Origin of the sequence: Microbacterium sp. XT11 (genome assembly GCF_001513675.1) — a bacterium.
Taxonomy (GTDB): Bacteria; Actinomycetota; Actinomycetes; order Actinomycetales; family Microbacteriaceae; genus Microbacterium.
On record NZ_CP013859.1, the window covers coordinates 2,444,510 to 2,460,471 of the forward strand.

17 protein-coding genes are annotated in these 15,962 nt (G+C 69.3%); 13 read left to right on the forward strand and 4 right to left on the reverse strand.

Features of this window, described 5'->3' with window-relative positions:
• Positions 1 to 20 precede the first annotated feature (20 nt).
• From leuC to AB663_RS11475, 6 genes are all read left to right on the forward strand, one after another.
• Positions 21 to 1,502 carry a 3-isopropylmalate dehydratase large subunit gene (leuC, locus tag AB663_RS11450; RefSeq protein WP_067199068.1) on the forward strand — a complete coding sequence of 494 codons (1,482 nt, stop codon included), beginning with the start codon at positions 21 to 23 and terminating at the stop codon, positions 1,500 to 1,502.
• A complete protein-coding gene (leuD, locus tag AB663_RS11455; protein ID WP_067199071.1) occupies positions 1,502 to 2,098 on the forward strand; it encodes a 3-isopropylmalate dehydratase small subunit in 597 nt (198 codons plus the stop codon). Before leuC ends, leuD begins: the two co-directional genes overlap by 1 nt.
• Before the next feature lie 66 nt (positions 2,099 to 2,164).
• The gene (gene murA / locus AB663_RS11460) at positions 2,165 to 3,532 is read left to right on the forward strand and encodes a UDP-N-acetylglucosamine 1-carboxyvinyltransferase (RefSeq protein ID WP_067199073.1); all 1,368 of its coding nucleotides are present in this window, start codon (positions 2,165 to 2,167) and stop codon (positions 3,530 to 3,532) included.
• Positions 3,533 to 3,537: 5 nt separating this feature from the next.
• Positions 3,538 to 4,290, forward strand: a complete 753-nt coding sequence (locus tag AB663_RS11465; RefSeq protein WP_067199076.1) for a lysophospholipid acyltransferase family protein — start codon at positions 3,538 to 3,540, stop codon at positions 4,288 to 4,290.
• On the forward strand, positions 4,280 to 5,419 hold the full coding sequence (locus AB663_RS11470; RefSeq protein WP_067199082.1) for an NAD(P)H-dependent glycerol-3-phosphate dehydrogenase: 1,140 nt from the start codon (positions 4,280 to 4,282) through the stop codon (positions 5,417 to 5,419). The genes AB663_RS11465 and AB663_RS11470 overlap by 11 nt, the downstream gene beginning before the upstream one ends.
• Positions 5,319 to 6,401 (forward strand): D-alanine--D-alanine ligase family protein, encoded by a 1,083-nt coding sequence (locus AB663_RS11475; RefSeq protein WP_067199084.1) that lies wholly within the window; start codon positions 5,319 to 5,321, stop codon positions 6,399 to 6,401. The genes AB663_RS11470 and AB663_RS11475 overlap by 101 nt, the downstream gene beginning before the upstream one ends.
• Positions 6,402 to 6,419: 18 nt before the next feature.
• Here AB663_RS11475 and AB663_RS11480 read toward each other — a convergent pair whose 3' ends face one another.
• Positions 6,420 to 6,890, reverse strand: a complete 471-nt coding sequence (locus AB663_RS11480) for a DUF3515 family protein (RefSeq protein WP_067199086.1) — start codon at positions 6,888 to 6,890, stop codon at positions 6,420 to 6,422.
• A gap of 23 nt (positions 6,891 to 6,913) precedes the next feature.
• On the opposite strand from AB663_RS11480, the gene thiL reads away from it, so the two are divergent.
• The gene (gene thiL / locus AB663_RS11485; protein ID WP_067199088.1) at positions 6,914 to 7,909 is read left to right on the forward strand and encodes a thiamine-phosphate kinase; all 996 of its coding nucleotides are present in this window, start codon (positions 6,914 to 6,916) and stop codon (positions 7,907 to 7,909) included.
• 195 nt (positions 7,910 to 8,104) lie between these two features.
• Here thiL and rsmD read toward each other — a convergent pair whose 3' ends face one another.
• On the reverse strand, positions 8,105 to 8,698 hold the full coding sequence (gene rsmD, locus AB663_RS11490; RefSeq protein ID WP_067199090.1) for a 16S rRNA (guanine(966)-N(2))-methyltransferase RsmD: 594 nt from the start codon (positions 8,696 to 8,698) through the stop codon (positions 8,105 to 8,107).
• Between the two features lie 62 nt (positions 8,699 to 8,760).
• Here rsmD and AB663_RS11495 point away from each other — a divergent pair, with 62 nt between their 5' ends.
• From AB663_RS11495 to mutM, 6 genes are all read left to right on the forward strand, one after another.
• On the forward strand, positions 8,761 to 10,935 hold the full coding sequence (locus AB663_RS11495; protein ID WP_067199091.1) for an ATP-dependent DNA helicase RecG: 2,175 nt from the start codon (positions 8,761 to 8,763) through the stop codon (positions 10,933 to 10,935).
• Between the two features lie 57 nt (positions 10,936 to 10,992).
• A complete protein-coding gene (gene coaD, locus AB663_RS11500) occupies positions 10,993 to 11,490 on the forward strand; it encodes a pantetheine-phosphate adenylyltransferase (RefSeq protein ID WP_067199092.1) in 498 nt (165 codons plus the stop codon).
• A gap of 171 nt (positions 11,491 to 11,661) precedes the next feature.
• Positions 11,662 to 12,156: a YceD family protein gene (locus AB663_RS11505; RefSeq protein WP_067202631.1), complete on the forward strand. Its 495-nt coding sequence runs from the start codon at positions 11,662 to 11,664 to the stop codon at positions 12,154 to 12,156.
• Between the two features lie 2 nt (positions 12,157 to 12,158).
• The gene (gene rpmF / locus AB663_RS11510; RefSeq protein ID WP_013586329.1) at positions 12,159 to 12,368 is read left to right on the forward strand and encodes a 50S ribosomal protein L32; all 210 of its coding nucleotides are present in this window, start codon (positions 12,159 to 12,161) and stop codon (positions 12,366 to 12,368) included.
• 17 nt (positions 12,369 to 12,385) lie between these two features.
• Positions 12,386 to 13,078 carry a ribonuclease III gene (gene rnc / locus AB663_RS11515; protein ID WP_067199093.1) on the forward strand — a complete coding sequence of 231 codons (693 nt, stop codon included), beginning with the start codon at positions 12,386 to 12,388 and terminating at the stop codon, positions 13,076 to 13,078.
• The gene (mutM, locus tag AB663_RS11520) at positions 13,071 to 13,934 is read left to right on the forward strand and encodes a bifunctional DNA-formamidopyrimidine glycosylase/DNA-(apurinic or apyrimidinic site) lyase (protein ID WP_067199095.1); all 864 of its coding nucleotides are present in this window, start codon (positions 13,071 to 13,073) and stop codon (positions 13,932 to 13,934) included. Before rnc ends, mutM begins: the two co-directional genes overlap by 8 nt.
• Before the next feature lie 12 nt (positions 13,935 to 13,946).
• On the opposite strand, the gene AB663_RS11525 is transcribed toward mutM, so the two are convergent.
• Together AB663_RS11525 and AB663_RS11530 are read right to left on the reverse strand one after the other, a co-directional pair.
• On the reverse strand, positions 13,947 to 15,269 hold the full coding sequence (locus AB663_RS11525; protein WP_067199097.1) for an FtsX-like permease family protein: 1,323 nt from the start codon (positions 15,267 to 15,269) through the stop codon (positions 13,947 to 13,949).
• Positions 15,266 to 15,961 (reverse strand): ABC transporter ATP-binding protein, encoded by a 696-nt coding sequence (locus tag AB663_RS11530; RefSeq protein WP_067199098.1) that lies wholly within the window; start codon positions 15,959 to 15,961, stop codon positions 15,266 to 15,268. Before AB663_RS11530 ends, AB663_RS11525 begins: the two co-directional genes overlap by 4 nt.
• Position 15,962: the final 1 nt, after the last annotated feature.

Below are 15,962 nucleotides of genomic sequence, written 5' to 3' on the forward strand. Positions count from 1 at the left end.
CCAGCTTCAGGAGACACGCAATGAACACCCCCGCATCCGATGCCGTTCCCGCACGCAAGCGAACCCTGGCCGAGAAGGTCTGGGAGGACCACCTCGTCGTCAAGGGTGAGAACGGCGAGCCCGACCTCATCTACATCGATCTGCACCTGGTGCACGAGGTCACGAGCCCGCAGGCGTTCGACGGTCTGCGCGCCGAGGGACGCCCGCTGCGGCGCCTCGACTTGACCATCGCCACCGAGGACCACAACACCCCGACCCTCGCGATCGACAAGCCCATCGCCGATCTGACGAGCCGCACGCAGATCGAGACCCTGCGCCGCAACGCCGAGGAGTTCGGCGTCCGCCTGCATTCGCTCGGCGACTCAGAGCAGGGCATCGTGCACGTCGTCGGGCCCCAGCTCGGTCTGACGATGCCCGGCATCACCGTGGTGTGCGGCGATTCGCACACGTCGACGCACGGGGCGTTCGGCGCCATGGCGTTCGGGATCGGCACCAGCGAGGTCGAGCACGTCATGGCCACCCAGACGCTGCCGCTGAAGCCCTTCAAGACCATGGCCATCAACGTCGAGGGCACGCTGAAGCCCGGGGTCACCGCGAAGGACATCATCCTCGCCGTGATCGCCAAGATCGGAACGGGCGGAGGCCAGGGCTATGTGCTCGAGTACCGCGGCAGTGCGATCCGTGCGCTGTCGATGGAAGGGCGCATGACCATCTGCAACATGTCGATCGAGGCAGGAGCCCGCGCCGGCATGGTCGCCCCCGACGAGACGACCTTCGCCTACGTCAAGGACAAGCCGCACGCACCCAAGGGCCAGGACTGGGAGGATGCCGTCGCCTACTGGCGCACCCTCCCGACCGACGAGGGGGCGGTGTTCGACGCCGAGGTCTTCATCGACGCAGACGAGCTCGAGCCGTTCGTCACGTGGGGCACGAACCCCGGACAGGGCAGCTCGCTGTCGGCGTCCGTGCCCGACCCGGCCGACTTCGACGACCCGAACGAGCGCGCCGCCGCCGAGCGGGCGCTGGAGTACATGGACCTCACGCCCGGCACGCCGCTCAAGGAGGTCGCGGTGGACGCGGTCTTCATGGGGTCGTGCACGAACAGCCGCATCGAGGACCTGCGGGCGTTCGCGTCGATCATCAAGGGCAAGAAGAAGGCCGACGGCGTGCGCGTCATGGTCGTCCCCGGCTCTGCCCGCGTTCGGCTGGAGGCCGAGGCAGAGGGTCTCGACAAGATCATCACCGATTTCGGGGCCGAGTGGCGTTTCGCCGGCTGCTCCATGTGTCTCGGCATGAATCCTGATCAGCTCGCCCCAGGGGAGAGGTGCGCATCCACCTCGAACCGCAACTTCGAGGGCAGGCAGGGCAAGGGAGGCCGCACGCACCTCGTGTCGCCGCTGGTCGCCGCGGCGACCGCGATCCGCGGCACTCTGTCGAGCCCCAGCGACCTGACCGACGACGTCCTGATCGGCGCAGGTGCCGAGGCGAAGGAGAGCAACTGATGGAGAAGTTCACCACGCACACGGGCGTCGCGGCCCCGCTGAAGCGCTCCAACGTCGACACCGACCAGATCATCCCCGCGGTGTTCCTCAAGCGTGTCACCAAGACCGGATTCGACGACGCGCTGTTCCACGCGTGGCGGCAGGACCCCGATTTCGTGCTGAACCAGGCGCCGTTCCAGGGGGCGACCGTGCTCGTCGCCGGGCCGGACTTCGGCACGGGGTCGAGCCGGGAGCACGCCGTGTGGGCACTGCGCGACTTCGGGTTCAAGGTCGTGCTCAGCCCGCGCTTCGCCGACATCTTCCGCGGCAACTCCGGCAAGCAGGGCCTGCTGGCCGCGACCATCTCGGAAGAGGACCTCGAGCGCATCTGGGCCGAGATCGACCGCAACCCCGGTACGGAGATGACGGTCGACCTGGTCGAGCGCACCGCGACGATCGGCGGCATCCAGGCCGACATCGGGATCGACGATTACACTAGATGGCGGCTCCTCGAAGGGCTCGATGACATCGGGCTCACGCTGCGCAACGAAGACAAGATCGCGCAGTTCGAGGCCCGACGAGAGTCGTGGCGCCCCCGGACCCTTCCCGTGCAGTGACACGGCGGGGGCGGGCGAGTCGAAGGGCAACCCGCCCCCAACCGCAGATCTGAAGTGAGGCTCCGAATGACGACACCCGTGCGCGACGCTCTACCGGACGGAGCCCCGGCTCTCACCGGAGACGTCATCGCCATCAGAGGCGGGCGTCCGCTGCGCGGTCGCGTCGACGTCAAGGGGGCGAAGAACCTCGCGACGAAGGCGATGGTCGCGACGCTGCTGGGCGAGACGTCGAGCACGCTGCGCGATGTGCCCGATCTCAGCGATGTCGCCGTGGTGCGCTCGCTGCTCGAGGTTCACGGCGTGCAGGTCACCCCCGGCGACGAGCCGGGCTCGCTGGTCTTCGACCCGAGCGGTGTCGAGTCGGCCCATTTCGAGGAGATCGACGCGCACGCGGGCGCTTCGCGCATCCCGATCCTCTTCTGCGGCCCGTTGCTGCACCGCCTCGGCCAGGCCTTCATCCCCGACCTGGGGGGATGCCGCATCGGCGACCGCCCCATCGACTTCCACCTCGACGCGCTGCGCAAGTTCGGCGCGGTCGTCGAGAAGCTGCCGAGCGGCATCCGTCTCTCGACGCCGAACGGACGTCTCCGCGGCGCGAACATCCACCTTCCGTACCCCAGCGTGGGCGCCACCGAGCAGGTGCTGCTGACGGCTGTCCGCGCGGAGGGCGTGACCGAGCTCCGCAACGCCGCCATCGAGCCGGAGATCATGGACCTGATCGCCGTGCTGCAGAAGATGGGCGCGATCATCTCCTACGAGCCCAACCGGGTCATCCTCATCGAGGGCGTCGAGTCGCTGCGAGGGTACGACCACCGCTCGATCTTCGATCGCAACGAGGCGGCATCCTGGGCATCCGCAGCCCTGGCGACCGATGGCGAGATCTTCGTCGGCGGGGCCCGGCAGCAGGAGATGCTGACCTTCCTCAACGTCTTCCGCAAGGCCGGCGGCTGGTTCGACATCCAGGAGGACGGCATCCTCTTCCGGCGCGCCGGAGAGCTCAAGCCCGTGGTCGTGGAGACCGATGTCCACCCCGGATTCATGACCGACTGGCAGCAGCCGCTCGTCGTCGCACTCACGCAGGCGCACGGGCGCTCGGTCGTTCACGAGACGGTCTACGAGAATCGCATGGGCTTCACCCAGGCGCTCGTGAAGATGGGTGCTGACATCGTGGTGCATCCGCACGGACTTCAGGACGGTCCGCGTCGCGTCGCGCGCCGCGAGCTGGAGCAGGCCGCCGTCATCACCGGCCCGACGCCGCTGCACGGGGCGGACATCGTCGTCCCCGATCTCCGCGGAGGCTACAGCCACGTCATCGCCGCGCTGACGGCGACCGGTGAGTCGCGCGTCTCCGGCGTCGACATCCTGAGCCGCGGATACGAGAAGTTCCTCGCCAAGCTCGACGCCCTCGGCGCCGACTTCGACGTCATCCGGTGACCTCCATGGCCCCCAGGTCGGAACGGCGGCGGCCCAGCCTCTTCTGGCCGCTCGCGGTGATCGTCGTCCCGCTGGTGTCGCTCCTCGCGAAGATCCGCATCGTCGGACGCGAGAAGCTGCCGGCGAACGGCGCGTTCGTGCTGGCCCCGAACCACTACTCGGAGTTCGATCCGCTCATCGTCGCGGTGGCGGTGTGGCGGATGGGACGGGCCCCGCGGTTCATGGCGAAGGAGAGCCTGTTCCGCGTTCCCGTGCTGGGATGGGTGCTGCGCTCGACCGGCATGGTCCCGGTCGCGCGGTCCTCGTCGGCTGCGGCGGCGAAGCAGACGCTCCGCCAGTCGACGGAGCTCGTCGAGCACGGCCGTGGTGTGATCGTGTATCCCGAGGGCACCCTCACGCGCGATCCCGACCTCTGGCCCATGCGCGGCAAGTCGGGAGCCGTCCGGCTCGCCCTCGCCAGAGACCTGCCCCTCATCCCGATGGCCCAGTGGGGCACGCAGGCGATCATGGGGCGGTATCAGAAGGGCTTGAGCCTGTGGCCCCTGCGCAAGCCTGTCACGGTCGTGCTCGGAAATCCCGTCGATCTGTCGGACCTGCGTGGCAGGGCCGGAGAGCCGGCGGCCCTCGCCGAGGCCAGCACACGGCTGATGAACGCGATCACCGCGCTGCTCGAAGACATCCGCGGTGAGAAGGCCCCCGCCGAGCGGTGGAACCCGGCGTCGCACGGGCAGAAGGAGACCGGTCGCCTTGACTCCTAAGAGAACTCCGCACGCCGGCCCTCGAGTGACCGTCATCGGAGCGGGGAGCTGGGGGACCACGTTCGGCAAGATCCTCGCCGACGGCGGTGCACAGGTCACGATGTGGGCGCGTCGAGCCGAGCTCGCGCACGAGATCGACGAAGCCAAGCGCAATTCTCGGTATCTCCCCGGCATCAATCTGCCTCGAGCGATGTCCGCGACGCATGAGCTCGGCCGGGCCATGGACGGCGTCGAACAGGTGTACCTGTCCGTGCCCAGTCAGTCGCTCCGGGAGAACCTCAAGGCTCTCCGCCCGCTGCTCGCCGACAACGACGTGAAGATCGTCAGCCTCATGAAGGGCGTCGAGCGGTCGACCGGCCTGCGCATGAGCCAGGTCATCGAGCAGGAGCTGCGCTGCGACCCCGACCGGATCGCCGTGGCCTCGGGGCCGAACCTCGCACTGGAGATCGCCAGGGAGCAGCCGACCGCCGCCGTGATCTCGTCGCGGAGCCTGGAGACCGCCGAGACGATCGCGCGAGCGGCCCGCAACAGGTACTTCCGCACGTTCGTGAACACCGACGTGGTGGGCACCGAGTTCGGCGGCGTTCTGAAGAATCTCATCGCCGTCGCGATCGGCATCGTCGACGGCGTCGGCTACGGCGAGAACACCAAGGCGTCGATCATCACGCGGGGCCTCGTCGAGATGACCGACTTCGCCGTGGCGAACGGCGCGCACCCCGAGACGCTGCAGGGGCTCGCCGGGCTGGGTGACCTCATCGCCACGTGCCAGTCCCCGCTGAGCAGGAACAACACGGCCGGACGTCTGCTCGGGCAGGGCTACAGCTTCCAGGACGTCGTGAAGCAGATGCAGCAGACGGCCGAAGGACTTGCGTCGGTCGCTCCCGTGCTGCAGCTCGCTCGCGAGTCCGAGGTCGACATGCCCATCGTCGAGCAGGTGAAGATGGTGCTCGACGGCAAGATGGATCCGCGCGACATCGCCCCGCATCTGACGACGGACGACGACACCCCGCAGGGGGAGAGGACCAACCATGGACAAGCAGAAGGTGGTGGTGCTCTTCGGCGGGCGCTCCAGCGAGCATTCGATCAGTTCCGCGACGGCGGGCGGGGTGCTCGGCGCGATCGATCGTGACCGCTACGAGGTGATCCCGGTCGGGATCACTCGAGAGGGAGCGTTCGTCCTCGAAGAGGACGACCCCGCGAAGTTCCCGCTCGATGCGGCGCACCTCCCCGAGGTCGTCGACAACGGCACGCGCATCCTCTGGCCGGAGCCCGGCGGAGACCGTATGCTTCGGGTCGTGCGACCGGACGGCTCGACCGATGGTTTCGGCGAGATCGACGTCGTGCTGCCCATCCTGCACGGCCCGCACGGCGAGGACGGCACGATCCAGGGCTTCTTCGACACGCTGGAGATCCCGTACGCGGGCGGCGGCGTTCTCGATTCGGCGCTGTGCATGGACAAGCACTTCATGAAGATCGCGCTGCAGGCCGCGGGAATCCGGGTCGCACCGTGGGTGACCGTGCGTTCGCGGCAGTGGGAGACGGATGCAGACGGCGTTCGGGCCGCGGCAGCTGAGCTCGGGCTCCCGCTGTTCGTCAAGCCAGCGCGTGCCGGGTCGAGTGTCGGAGTGTCCAAGGTCGAGAGTCCCGCAGAGCTCGATGCCGCTTTGCAGATCGCGTTCGCCGAAGATGACAAGGTGCTCATCGAGACCGGCGTCTCGGGCCGGGAGATCGAGGTGGCGGTGCTCGAGGGGGCCGACGGCGTCCGTGCGTCGCTGCCGGGGGAGATCGTGCTCACCTCGCGCGGGTTCTACGACTTCGAAGGCAAGTACCTCGGCGGTGACGGGGTCGACGTCGTGTGCCCTGCTGATCTGACGGATGCCGAGATCGCCGCTGTGCAGCGCGTCGGCATCAGCGCGTTCGAGGCCGTGGACGGTCGCGGCCTCGCCAGGGTCGACATGTTCCTCACGGCCTCGGGCGAGCTCGTGGTGAACGAGCTCAACACCATGCCGGGCTTCACGCCGATCTCCATGTTCCCGAAGTGCTGGGTCGCCTCGGGGCTCAGCTACGGCGAGCTCATCACCGAGCTGATCGAGGCGGGGTTGCGCCGCTGACGACCGGTGGGAGCTCGCTCAGCCCACGCGCTCCGTGCACTTCGCGGTGGCCGGCTGCAACCCTGACTGGATGCTGGTCGACAGCGTCTCGACCACGGACCGGAAGTCGATCTCCGCGCCGCGCTTGATGACGATCTCGACGGCTGGATCGCGCCCATACGTGACGAGGCGCTGGCGTTCCTCCTCCTGCGCCAGCACGAGCCAGTCGACGCCCGCGATCGTCGTGCACTGCTCTGTGGACGGGGCTGGCACGGGAACGCCGCACTTCAGCACCACGGTGGGGTCTCCCCACGCACCGGTGGCCTGCGCATCCGTCCAGACGCGTTCGAGATCGCCGATCGCCGACGGCAGCAGTACGGACACGTCTGCGCACGCGGGGTTGTTCGCGTCCTCCGCAGCCTCGAGGTGGATCGTCGTCGAGCATCCGGTGAGGGCCGCGACGAGGGCGACAGGTGCCGCGAGGGTTGCCAGGCGACGGATCAAGGGCATGCTTCCAGGCTACCTTTGAGTTGATGCCCTCCCGACCCGACGACGCCGACCCTCGCCTGGAGGATCTCTCCGAGGGCGACATCCTCCGCGCGATCCTCGCCCGCACGCCACCTGGCGCGCATGCCCTGCTCGGGCCGGGTGACGACGCCGCCGTGATCGCGGCGCCGTCGGGGAGCGTGGTGGCGACGACCGACACGCTGGTGCACGGACCCGACTTCCGCCTCGCGTGGTCGAGCGGCTACGACCTCGGCTGGAAGTCCGCGGCCGTCAACCTCGCCGACGTGGCGGCGATGGGGGCGCGTCCGACGGGGCTCCTCGTGGCGTTGGCCGTCCCGCGCGATCTTCGGCTCTCGTTCGTGGAGAGCATGGCCGACGGTCTGCGCGACGCCTGCGAGTCCCTCGCGCCTGGATGCGCCGTGGTGGGCGGCGACCTCACGGTCTCCGACGTGCTCACCGTCGCCGTCACCGCGTTCGGCGACCTCGAAGGCCGCACACCGGTGACGCGGTCAGGGGCGCGCGCGGGAGACCGGGTCGCCGTCGCCGGAGAGCTCGGTCTCGCCGCGCAGGGCCTCGCCGTGCTCTTCGGACGCTTCCGCGCTGGTGATGTGCCCGTTCCCGTCGACCAGAGCCGTCTCGGCCGGGGTGAGCGGGCGGCACTTGCTGCGCAGCTCCGTCCGTCTCCGCCGATCGGGCTGGGACCCGTCGCCGCCGTCGCCGGCGCGACGGCCATGATGGACGTCTCCGACGGACTCGCCCTCGACGCCAGGCGCCTGGCCGACGCGTCGGGCGTCACCGTCGCGCTCCGGAGCGATGCGCTCGGCGAACGACCGGAGCGCGCGCTGGCGGGAGGGGAGGACCACGCGCTGCTCGCCACCTTCCGCGGCGAGGCGCTTCCTCCCGGGTTCCGGCTGATCGGCGAGGTGCGTGCGCGCGGTGATGCCGCCGTGGTGGTCGACGACGAGCCCGCCGACATCATCGGCTGGGATCCTTATCGCGACTGGGACGCTGCGGCGGGCTGACCGCGTGGGCCGTGCCATCCGTCGTCGGCGTGCCGTCCGTCCCGTGGTGCCGTGCGGTCCGTTCCGGGCGCCGTCCGTCCCGCGGAGCCGTCGGGCGTGTCGCTTTGTCGGGAGCGGGGAGCGCATCCACGGCGTGTCGCGCTGTTTCACACCGACGAACGGGACATCTCCCGACAAAGTGCGCGTCGGATGCCGTCAGACCGAGGCGTCCGGACCGGCCTGATCGGCACCGTGCGGCTCTCCCCACCAGAGCGTCGTGTCGCCGTAGCCCTTCTCCCGCAGGAGGCGGAGGCCGGCGGCTTCGAAGTCCGGCGGCGATGAGCGGCGCGCCCGTTCGACGATGACGAGGGCGTCTGCCGACAGCAGGGGAGCGAGAACACGCAGATCGCCCGATATCGCGTCATCGTCGAGATCGTAGGGAGGATCCGAGAACACGAGGTCGTACGGGCCGATCGCGCGCTGCAGGAAGGAGCGGACCGCGACCTCGTGCACGCGTGCCGTCGAGGGTGCTCCGGCCTTCGCCACGATGGCCGCGTTGCGCCGGACGATCGCAGCCGCAGGCCGTCCGCGCTCCACGAGGTCCACGGCGGCGGCACCACGACTGAGAGCCTCGAGACCGAGAGCGCCCGATCCGGCATACAGATCGAGAACGCGGGCGCCGATGATGGCATCCGCCGACTCGAGCGTTCCGAAGAGGGACTCACGCACCCGGTCGCTGGTCGGACGCGTCCCGGAACCCGGCACGTCCAGCCGCGCCCCCCGTGCCTTGCCGGCGATGATCCTGGTCACCTGATCACGATACGGCAGAGCGGATGCTCCGTCGTGTCGGCGGGCTTCCCTAGACTCGGAGCATGCCGGTCACGCTCGATTCCCCGCTCGAGGACGCGCTCGGCGCGGCTCCCGCGAAGAGCCTGGGGCGCGCGTTCGGGATGCAGTTCGTCGGCGACCTCGTGTCGCACTATCCCCGGAGGTATGCCGACCCGGGAGAGCTGACCCCGATCCGCGAGCTTCCCGTCGGCGAGACCGTCACGATCGTGGCCGAAGTGCTCTCATCCGTCGCACGACCCATGCGCAACAGGCGCGGGGCGATGGTGGAGGTCATGATCGGCGACGGCATCGGCCGCATGTCGTTGACGTTCTTCGCCAAAGGCATGCCGCAGGCGGAGTGGAGAGCCAAGGAACTCGCGGTGGGTCGTCGAGGCGTGTTCTCCGGCAAGGTCGGCGAGTTCAACGGTGTCATGCAGTTCGCCCACCCGGAGTACGAGCTGTTCGACGACGAAGACGCCGCGCGGCGGAGGGCCGACGCCAAGACCGCTGCGCTCATTCCGATCTACCCCGCCACGGCGAGCCTGCAGACGTGGCAGATCGCGAAGTTCGTGGGCCGCGTCCTCGACGCGTTGCACGACGTCCCCGACCCCCTGCCGTCCGAGGTCCGCGAGCGTGAGGGACTGTTGTCGGCTCGTCAGGCGCTCGAGCAGATCCACCGTCCGAAGACGCGCAACGACATCGACCCGGCGGTGCGCACCCTGCGCATGCACGAGGCGCTCACCCTGCAGACGGCGCTGCTGCAGCAACGCGACGCGGTTCGCGCTCTCGCCGCGACCCCCCGCCCGGCGACGAAGTGTGGTCTGCTCGAACGCTTCGACGCGGCGTTGCCCTACTCGCTCACGCCTGATCAGCAGACAGTGGGCGAGCAGATCGCCCGAGACCTCGTCGGTGCCTGGCCGATGAACCGTCTCGTCCAGGGCGAGGTGGGGTCCGGCAAGACGCTCGTGGCGCTGCGGGCGATGCTGCAGGTGGCAGAGTCCGGAGGACAGGCCGCCCTCATCGCCCCGACGGAGGTGCTCGCCGCTCAGCACCTGCGTTCGATCGCCAAGATGCTCGGACCGCAGCTCGCCCCGGAGCTCATGCCCACGCTCCTCACGGGGCAGATGCCCGCGGCCGAGCGGCGTAAGGCGGCCCTGCGCGTGGCGTCTGGTCAGGCCCTCATCGTCGTCGGCACGCATGCCCTCCTCGGCGACAAGACGACGTTCGCCGATCTCGGCCTCGTCGTGGTCGACGAGCAGCACCGCTTCGGCGTCGAGCAGCGCGAGGCGCTGCGGGCGAAGGGCTCGAGCCCGCACGCCCTCGTCCTCACCGCGACCCCGATCCCGCGCACGGTCGCGATGACCGTGTTCGGTGATCTCGACACCTCCGTGATCCGCACCATGCCGGCCGGACGCGCCGGGATCGAGACCTTCGTCGCGCCGCTCGCCGAGCATCCCGCGTGGTTCAACCGCGTCTGGCAGCGCGCGGCGGAGGAGATCGCCCAGGGGCGCCAGGTCTTCGCGGTGTGCGCGGCCATCGACACGGCCAAGAAGACCGTCGAGCAGGACGACCAGCTCCCGGTGCAGCCCGAGGGGACCGCGGGGCCGCGCTGGGGGGTCGTGCAACTCGACGAGGCGCTCGCGACGCATCCGACGCTGGGCTCGGTCCGCAGGGCCGTGCTGCACGGCCGGATGCCGGCGGACGAGAAGGATGCCGTCATGCAGGCCTTCGCGCGCGGTGAGATCGACCTGCTGCTCGCGACGACCGTCATCGAGGTCGGCGTCGACGTCCCGAACGCCTCGACCATGATCGTGCTCGACGCCGACCGGTTCGGTGTGTCGCAGCTGCATCAGCTCCGCGGACGCGTGGGGCGAGGCGGCGTGCCGGGGCTGTGTCTTCTCGTCACCGAGGCCGAGGCCGGGACGCTGGCGCGGGAGCGCGTCGAGGCGGTGGCGGCGACCCTCGACGGATTCGCCCTGGCCGAGGTCGACCTCGAGCTGCGCGGCGAGGGCGATGTGCTCGGGGCCGCGCAGGCCGGCGTCCGCTCGTCGCTCAAGCTGCTGCGGGTGGTCAAGGACTCCCAGCTCATCGTGAGGGCGCGCGAGCTCGCGGAGCGCATCCTGACCGTCGATCCGCACCTCGATGCGCACCCCGGCCTGCGCGAGGCGATCGCCCGCCGCGTGAGTGACGAAGACAGGGCGGCGCTCGCGAAGAACTGATCACGGCGTGCCCTAGGGTGGAACCATGCGTCGTATCGAGGGGTCGAAGGAGTCGTCGTGAGCAGCCGGATCGCCGTCGTCCCTGGTTCGTTCGACCCGCCGACGCTGGGTCACCTCGACGTGATCCGTCGTGCGGCCGCTCTGTACGACGAGTTGCACGTCCTGGTCGTGCACAACCCGGGCAAGGAGGCGATGCTGCCGATCTCGCAGCGGCTGTCGCTGCTCGAGCAGTCCATCGCCGAAGACGGCATGGACGGCAACATCATCGTCGGCTCGTGGAGCATGGGCCTGCTCGTGGACTACGCGCGCGACGTCAACGCCGGTGTGCTCGTGAAGGGCATCCGCTCGCAGGTCGACGTGGCATACGAATCGCCCATGGCGATCGTGAACCGGCACCTCGCCGACATCGAGACGGTGTTCTTGCTTCCCGATCCGTCGCACGCCATGGTGTCCAGCTCGCTGGTGCGTCAGGTCGCCGGTCTCGGCGGTGATGTGTCCCCGTTCGTGCCTCCCGCGGTGGCTGCGTTCCTCGACACCGGCGCGCGCGGGATCTGACGTCCCGCCGCCTCCGTCTTTCGACGTCGAGCCGGGTCTCATCGCTGACCCCGCTACCGTCTGCGACTCGGCCCTCGTGCAGGTGCAGACGGGTAGCATGGCCGGGTGAGAACGCGCAACAACGGCCCCTTCGTCCTTCCCGTCCGAGACATCGTCCGCAAGCCGGGGGAGATGCGCGAGCACGCCTTCACGGTGACCCTTGACGAACCGTGGGGTGAGGGGATCGTCGCCTTCGACGCCGGGTCGGAGCTCGACATCGATGTCCGCCTGGAGTCGGTCCACGAGGGGATCCTGGTCTCCGGAACGGCCGACGGGGAGTACACGGGAGTGTGCGGACGATGCCTCACCGACATCGCCCGGCCTGTCGAAGTCGAGTTCCAGGAGCTTTTCGCGTATCCTGGTGAGGAAGAAACTGACTTCGAGGTTCAAGACGACCACGTGGATCTTGAAACTCTCGTCAGGGATGCGGCCGTATTGTCGCTTCCATTTCAGCCGGTGTGTCAGCCGGATTGCCCGGGTCTCGACCCGATAACGGGTGAGCGACTGACCGAGAGCGCCGGCACGGAGCAGGCCGCTCCCATCGATCCTCGATGGAGTGCGCTCCAGCAGATCACAGACCAAGACGGCACGACAGGACGTCGCGCCGCCGAGAAAGAAGAGAGCTAGTCATGGCCGGTAACCCCCCGAAGCGCAAGGTCTCCCGTTCGAACACCCGCTCGCGCCGCGCGCAGTGGAAGGCGGAGGCTCCCGCGCTCGTCAAGACCATCGAGAACGGCAAGGTCGTCTACAGCCGTCCGCACCAGGCGAAGGTCGTCACCGACTCGCAGGGCACCGAGCTCTTCCTCGAGTACAAGGGCCGCAAGGTCGCCGACGTCTGAGTCGCGACTCGCAGATCGTGACTGAGGTCGCTGAGGCGGCGAAGTCTCTTCCGGCAAAGCTCCGCGTCGACATCGACGCGGAGCTTCTGGAGTTGGCCCTCACTCATCGCTCGTACGCGTACGAGCACGGTGGGATCCCGCACAACGAGCGACTCGAGTTCCTCGGCGACTCGGTGCTCGGGCAGGCCGTCACGGTGATGCTCTTCACGACGCACCCGGAGCTCGACGAGGGCGAACTGGCCAAGCGACGCGCAAGCGTCGTGTCGACCGTCGCCCTCGCCGAGGTCGCCCGCGGCATCGGTCTCGGCAGCCACCTTCTCCTCGGGCGAGGGGAGGAGCAGACGGGCGGCCGCGACAAGGACTCGATCCTGGCCGACACCATGGAGGCTGTGATCGGGGCGACCTACCTCTCCGCGGGGCCCGATGCCGCGACCGAGCTCGTGCTGCGGCTGACGAAGCCGCTGCTCGCCGACCCGGAGCGTTACGGCGCCGCGATGGACCCGAAGACGAGCCTTCAGGAGCTCGCAGCTCGCGTGGGTGCGACGCCACCCCAGTACTCGGTCGAGGCGAGTGGCCCAGATCACGACCGTCGGTTCACCGCGACGGTCGTCGTGGGCGACGTGACGATGACCGGAAACGGCACGAGCAAGAAGACGGCGGAGATGGCTGCTGCGCTCAACGCGTGGCACGAGCTCAACGACCGTGCCTGAACTTCCCGAGGTGGAGGTCGTGCGGGCTGGGCTCGCACCGGCGACCACGGGCTCGCTGATCTCGGCTGTCAGCGTCTTCGACGAGCGCGCGCTCACACGTCACCCCGCGGGCGCTGAGGACTTCGCGACTCAGCTCGAAGGCCGGCGGTTCGTCGATGCCGACCGACGGGGCAAGTTCCTGTGGTTGGCGCTCGACGACGGCGATCGTGCCCTCATCGCGCACCTGGGCATGAGCGGACAGATGCTGCTGCGCCGTCCGGACGCGCCGGCGGAGCGGCATGAGCGCATCCGGATCCATCTGGAGCATCCGTCGCACGGCGAGCTCGCCGTGGTCTTCTCCGACCAGCGGACGTTCGGTTCGCTCGCGGTCGACGCGCTCGTCGACGACGGCCCCACGCGCATCCCCACACAGGCAGCCCACATCGCGCGCGATCCTCTCGACACTCTCTTCGACGACGTGCGGTTCCGGGACGCGGTCCGTCGCAGGAGCAGCGCAATCAAGCGGGTGCTGCTCGATCAGACCGTGATCAGCGGGGTGGGCAACATCTATGCGGATGAGGCGCTGTGGGCGGCCCGCATTCACCCCGAGAAGCCCGCCTCGGCCCTGTCGACGCAGGCCGTCCGCCGACTCCTCGGAGAGATCAGGGCCGTGCTCCTCAAGGCCCTCGCCGAGGGCGGGACCAGCTTCGACGCGCAATACGTGAACGTGAACGGGCAGGCGGGTTACTTCGCGCACTCGTTGAACGCATACGGACGCACCGGTGCTCCCTGCGCACGATGCGGGACGCCGATCCGGCGCGAAGCGTTCATGAACCGCTCCTCGCACTTCTGCCCCCGCTGCCAGCGCGTCCGCTGACAGCGGGAGCGCTCACGCGGCCGCGAACGACCTCGCGAGCAGAGGCCGCGTCGCGGTCGTGCTGAGCCAGACCACGGCGATCCCCGCACCGACGACCAGGGTGATGGTCAGGAGGGAGAGCGGCGCGACGATCATCGCGATACCCAGGAGCGGGAACACGAGCACGCCCGCGCACACCGCCGACCCGATCGCCGTGATGAGCAGCGGCGACATGATCGCCCTGCGACGCGCGCGGTCCACGGTCTCGAGCGGCACGCCGAGGTAGTGGAGGCTGCGATGCAGCTCGTGTTCGTCGAGGATGCCCGATGCCTGGTTCACCCCCACGGATGCCGCGACCATGAGGAACGAGGCGACGAGCGTGATGATGAGGCCCGTGCGCATGTCCTCGACCAGGGCGATGTCCGACGCCGCGGCCCCCTCCGCCCCCAGCACGTTCATGAGCGACACGCCGGTGCCGGCGAAGACGGCCATGAAGCTGGCCATCGCGATGCCGCTCACCTGCCGCCACGCGGCCTTGGGGGAGTCGAGCACGATCCGTGCGGCGAGAAGCCGTTCCGGCACCGCCGCCCGGCGCAGCTGCCGCGACGCCGAGACCTTGAGCACCCACGGGCCGATCAGGTTGAGCACCGCCAGGGCAGCTCCGAACAGCAGGGAGAGCACCACGATCGTGGTGACGAGACCGGCGATCTGCGGCACGACCGAGATGAGCACGAAGGCCATCGCGATCGCGCTCAGCCCGAGCACGATGCGCCACCAGTGCACCCCAGACGCGGCGGCACGAGTTCGCACGCCGAGCGGTGAGATCACGACACGGCGCAGTCCGAGGGCTGCGCTGCCCGCCGCGACGACGAGCACGGCACCGACCACCGCCATGACGGACGGCACCGGCAGCAGCACGGCCGCTACTCCCAGCGCCTCTCCGCGGAAAGGGATCAGGCCGATCAGCGGGCTGAGGGCGAGATAGCCCAGCACTCCCGCCACGGCACCGGCACCCGCGAGCAGCACGGATTCGAGCACCGTCGCCACACCGACGCCGGCAGGGGTGACTCCCAGCAACCGGAGCGTGGACAGCCGCTCATCCCTGCGCCGAGCGGACAGCCGCGCCGCCGCGCCCCCGAGCCCCATGAGCGGCACGATCAGCAGGGCGAGGGCGATCGCGGCGAGCGCCTGGTACAGCGGTGCGTACGCGTCGGTCCATGCCCAGAACGACTGCGCACCGCCCACGACCGTGAGCACGAGGGCCGTGACGATGCCGAACGCCACCACGGGTAGCGCGATCACGCTGTTCTGGCCCGGCGACGGACGGAGCAGCAGCGCCAGGACGCGCGCGTTCATGCGTTCACCGCCGAGGAGACGATGCGCCCGTCGCGTACGGCGACGACGCGTGAGCATCGCGCTGCCACGTCGGCGTCGTGCGTGACGACGACGAGAGTCCGCCCCTGCCCGGTCGTCGACCACAGCAGTGCATCCATCACCTCGCGTGACGTCTGCGAGTCCAGGGCGCCGGTCGGTTCATCGGCGAACACCAGCTCGGCGCCCGTCGCCTGCGCGCGGGCGATGGCGACGCGCTGCGCCTGTCCGCCCGACAGTTCTCCGATGCGCCGGTCCTCCATCCCGGCGAGGCCGAGCGCTGTGAGCCACGATGACGCATGCTGCACGGCATCCGCCTTCTTGACGCCGTTGATCATCGAGGCGAGCGCGACGTTCTCGACAGCCGTCAGCTCGGGGATGAGAAGGCCCTGCTGGAACACGAAGCCGAGGCGCTCACGTCGAAGGCGGGAGCGTGCGGTCTCGCCGAGAGCGGTGACCTCGACTTCCGATCCCACGGCGGGACGGAACGTCACGGTGCCGCTATCAGGTGCGACGATGCCGGCGAGGACGTGCAGGAGTGTCGTCTTACCCGACCCCGATGCACCCATGATGGCGACGGACTCGCCTCGGGCGACGGCGAGGTCGACACCGGCGAGAGCACGGGTCGAGCCGTAGGACTTTGTCAGCGCGTGGGCTTCGAGCACGGGTCTGTTCATG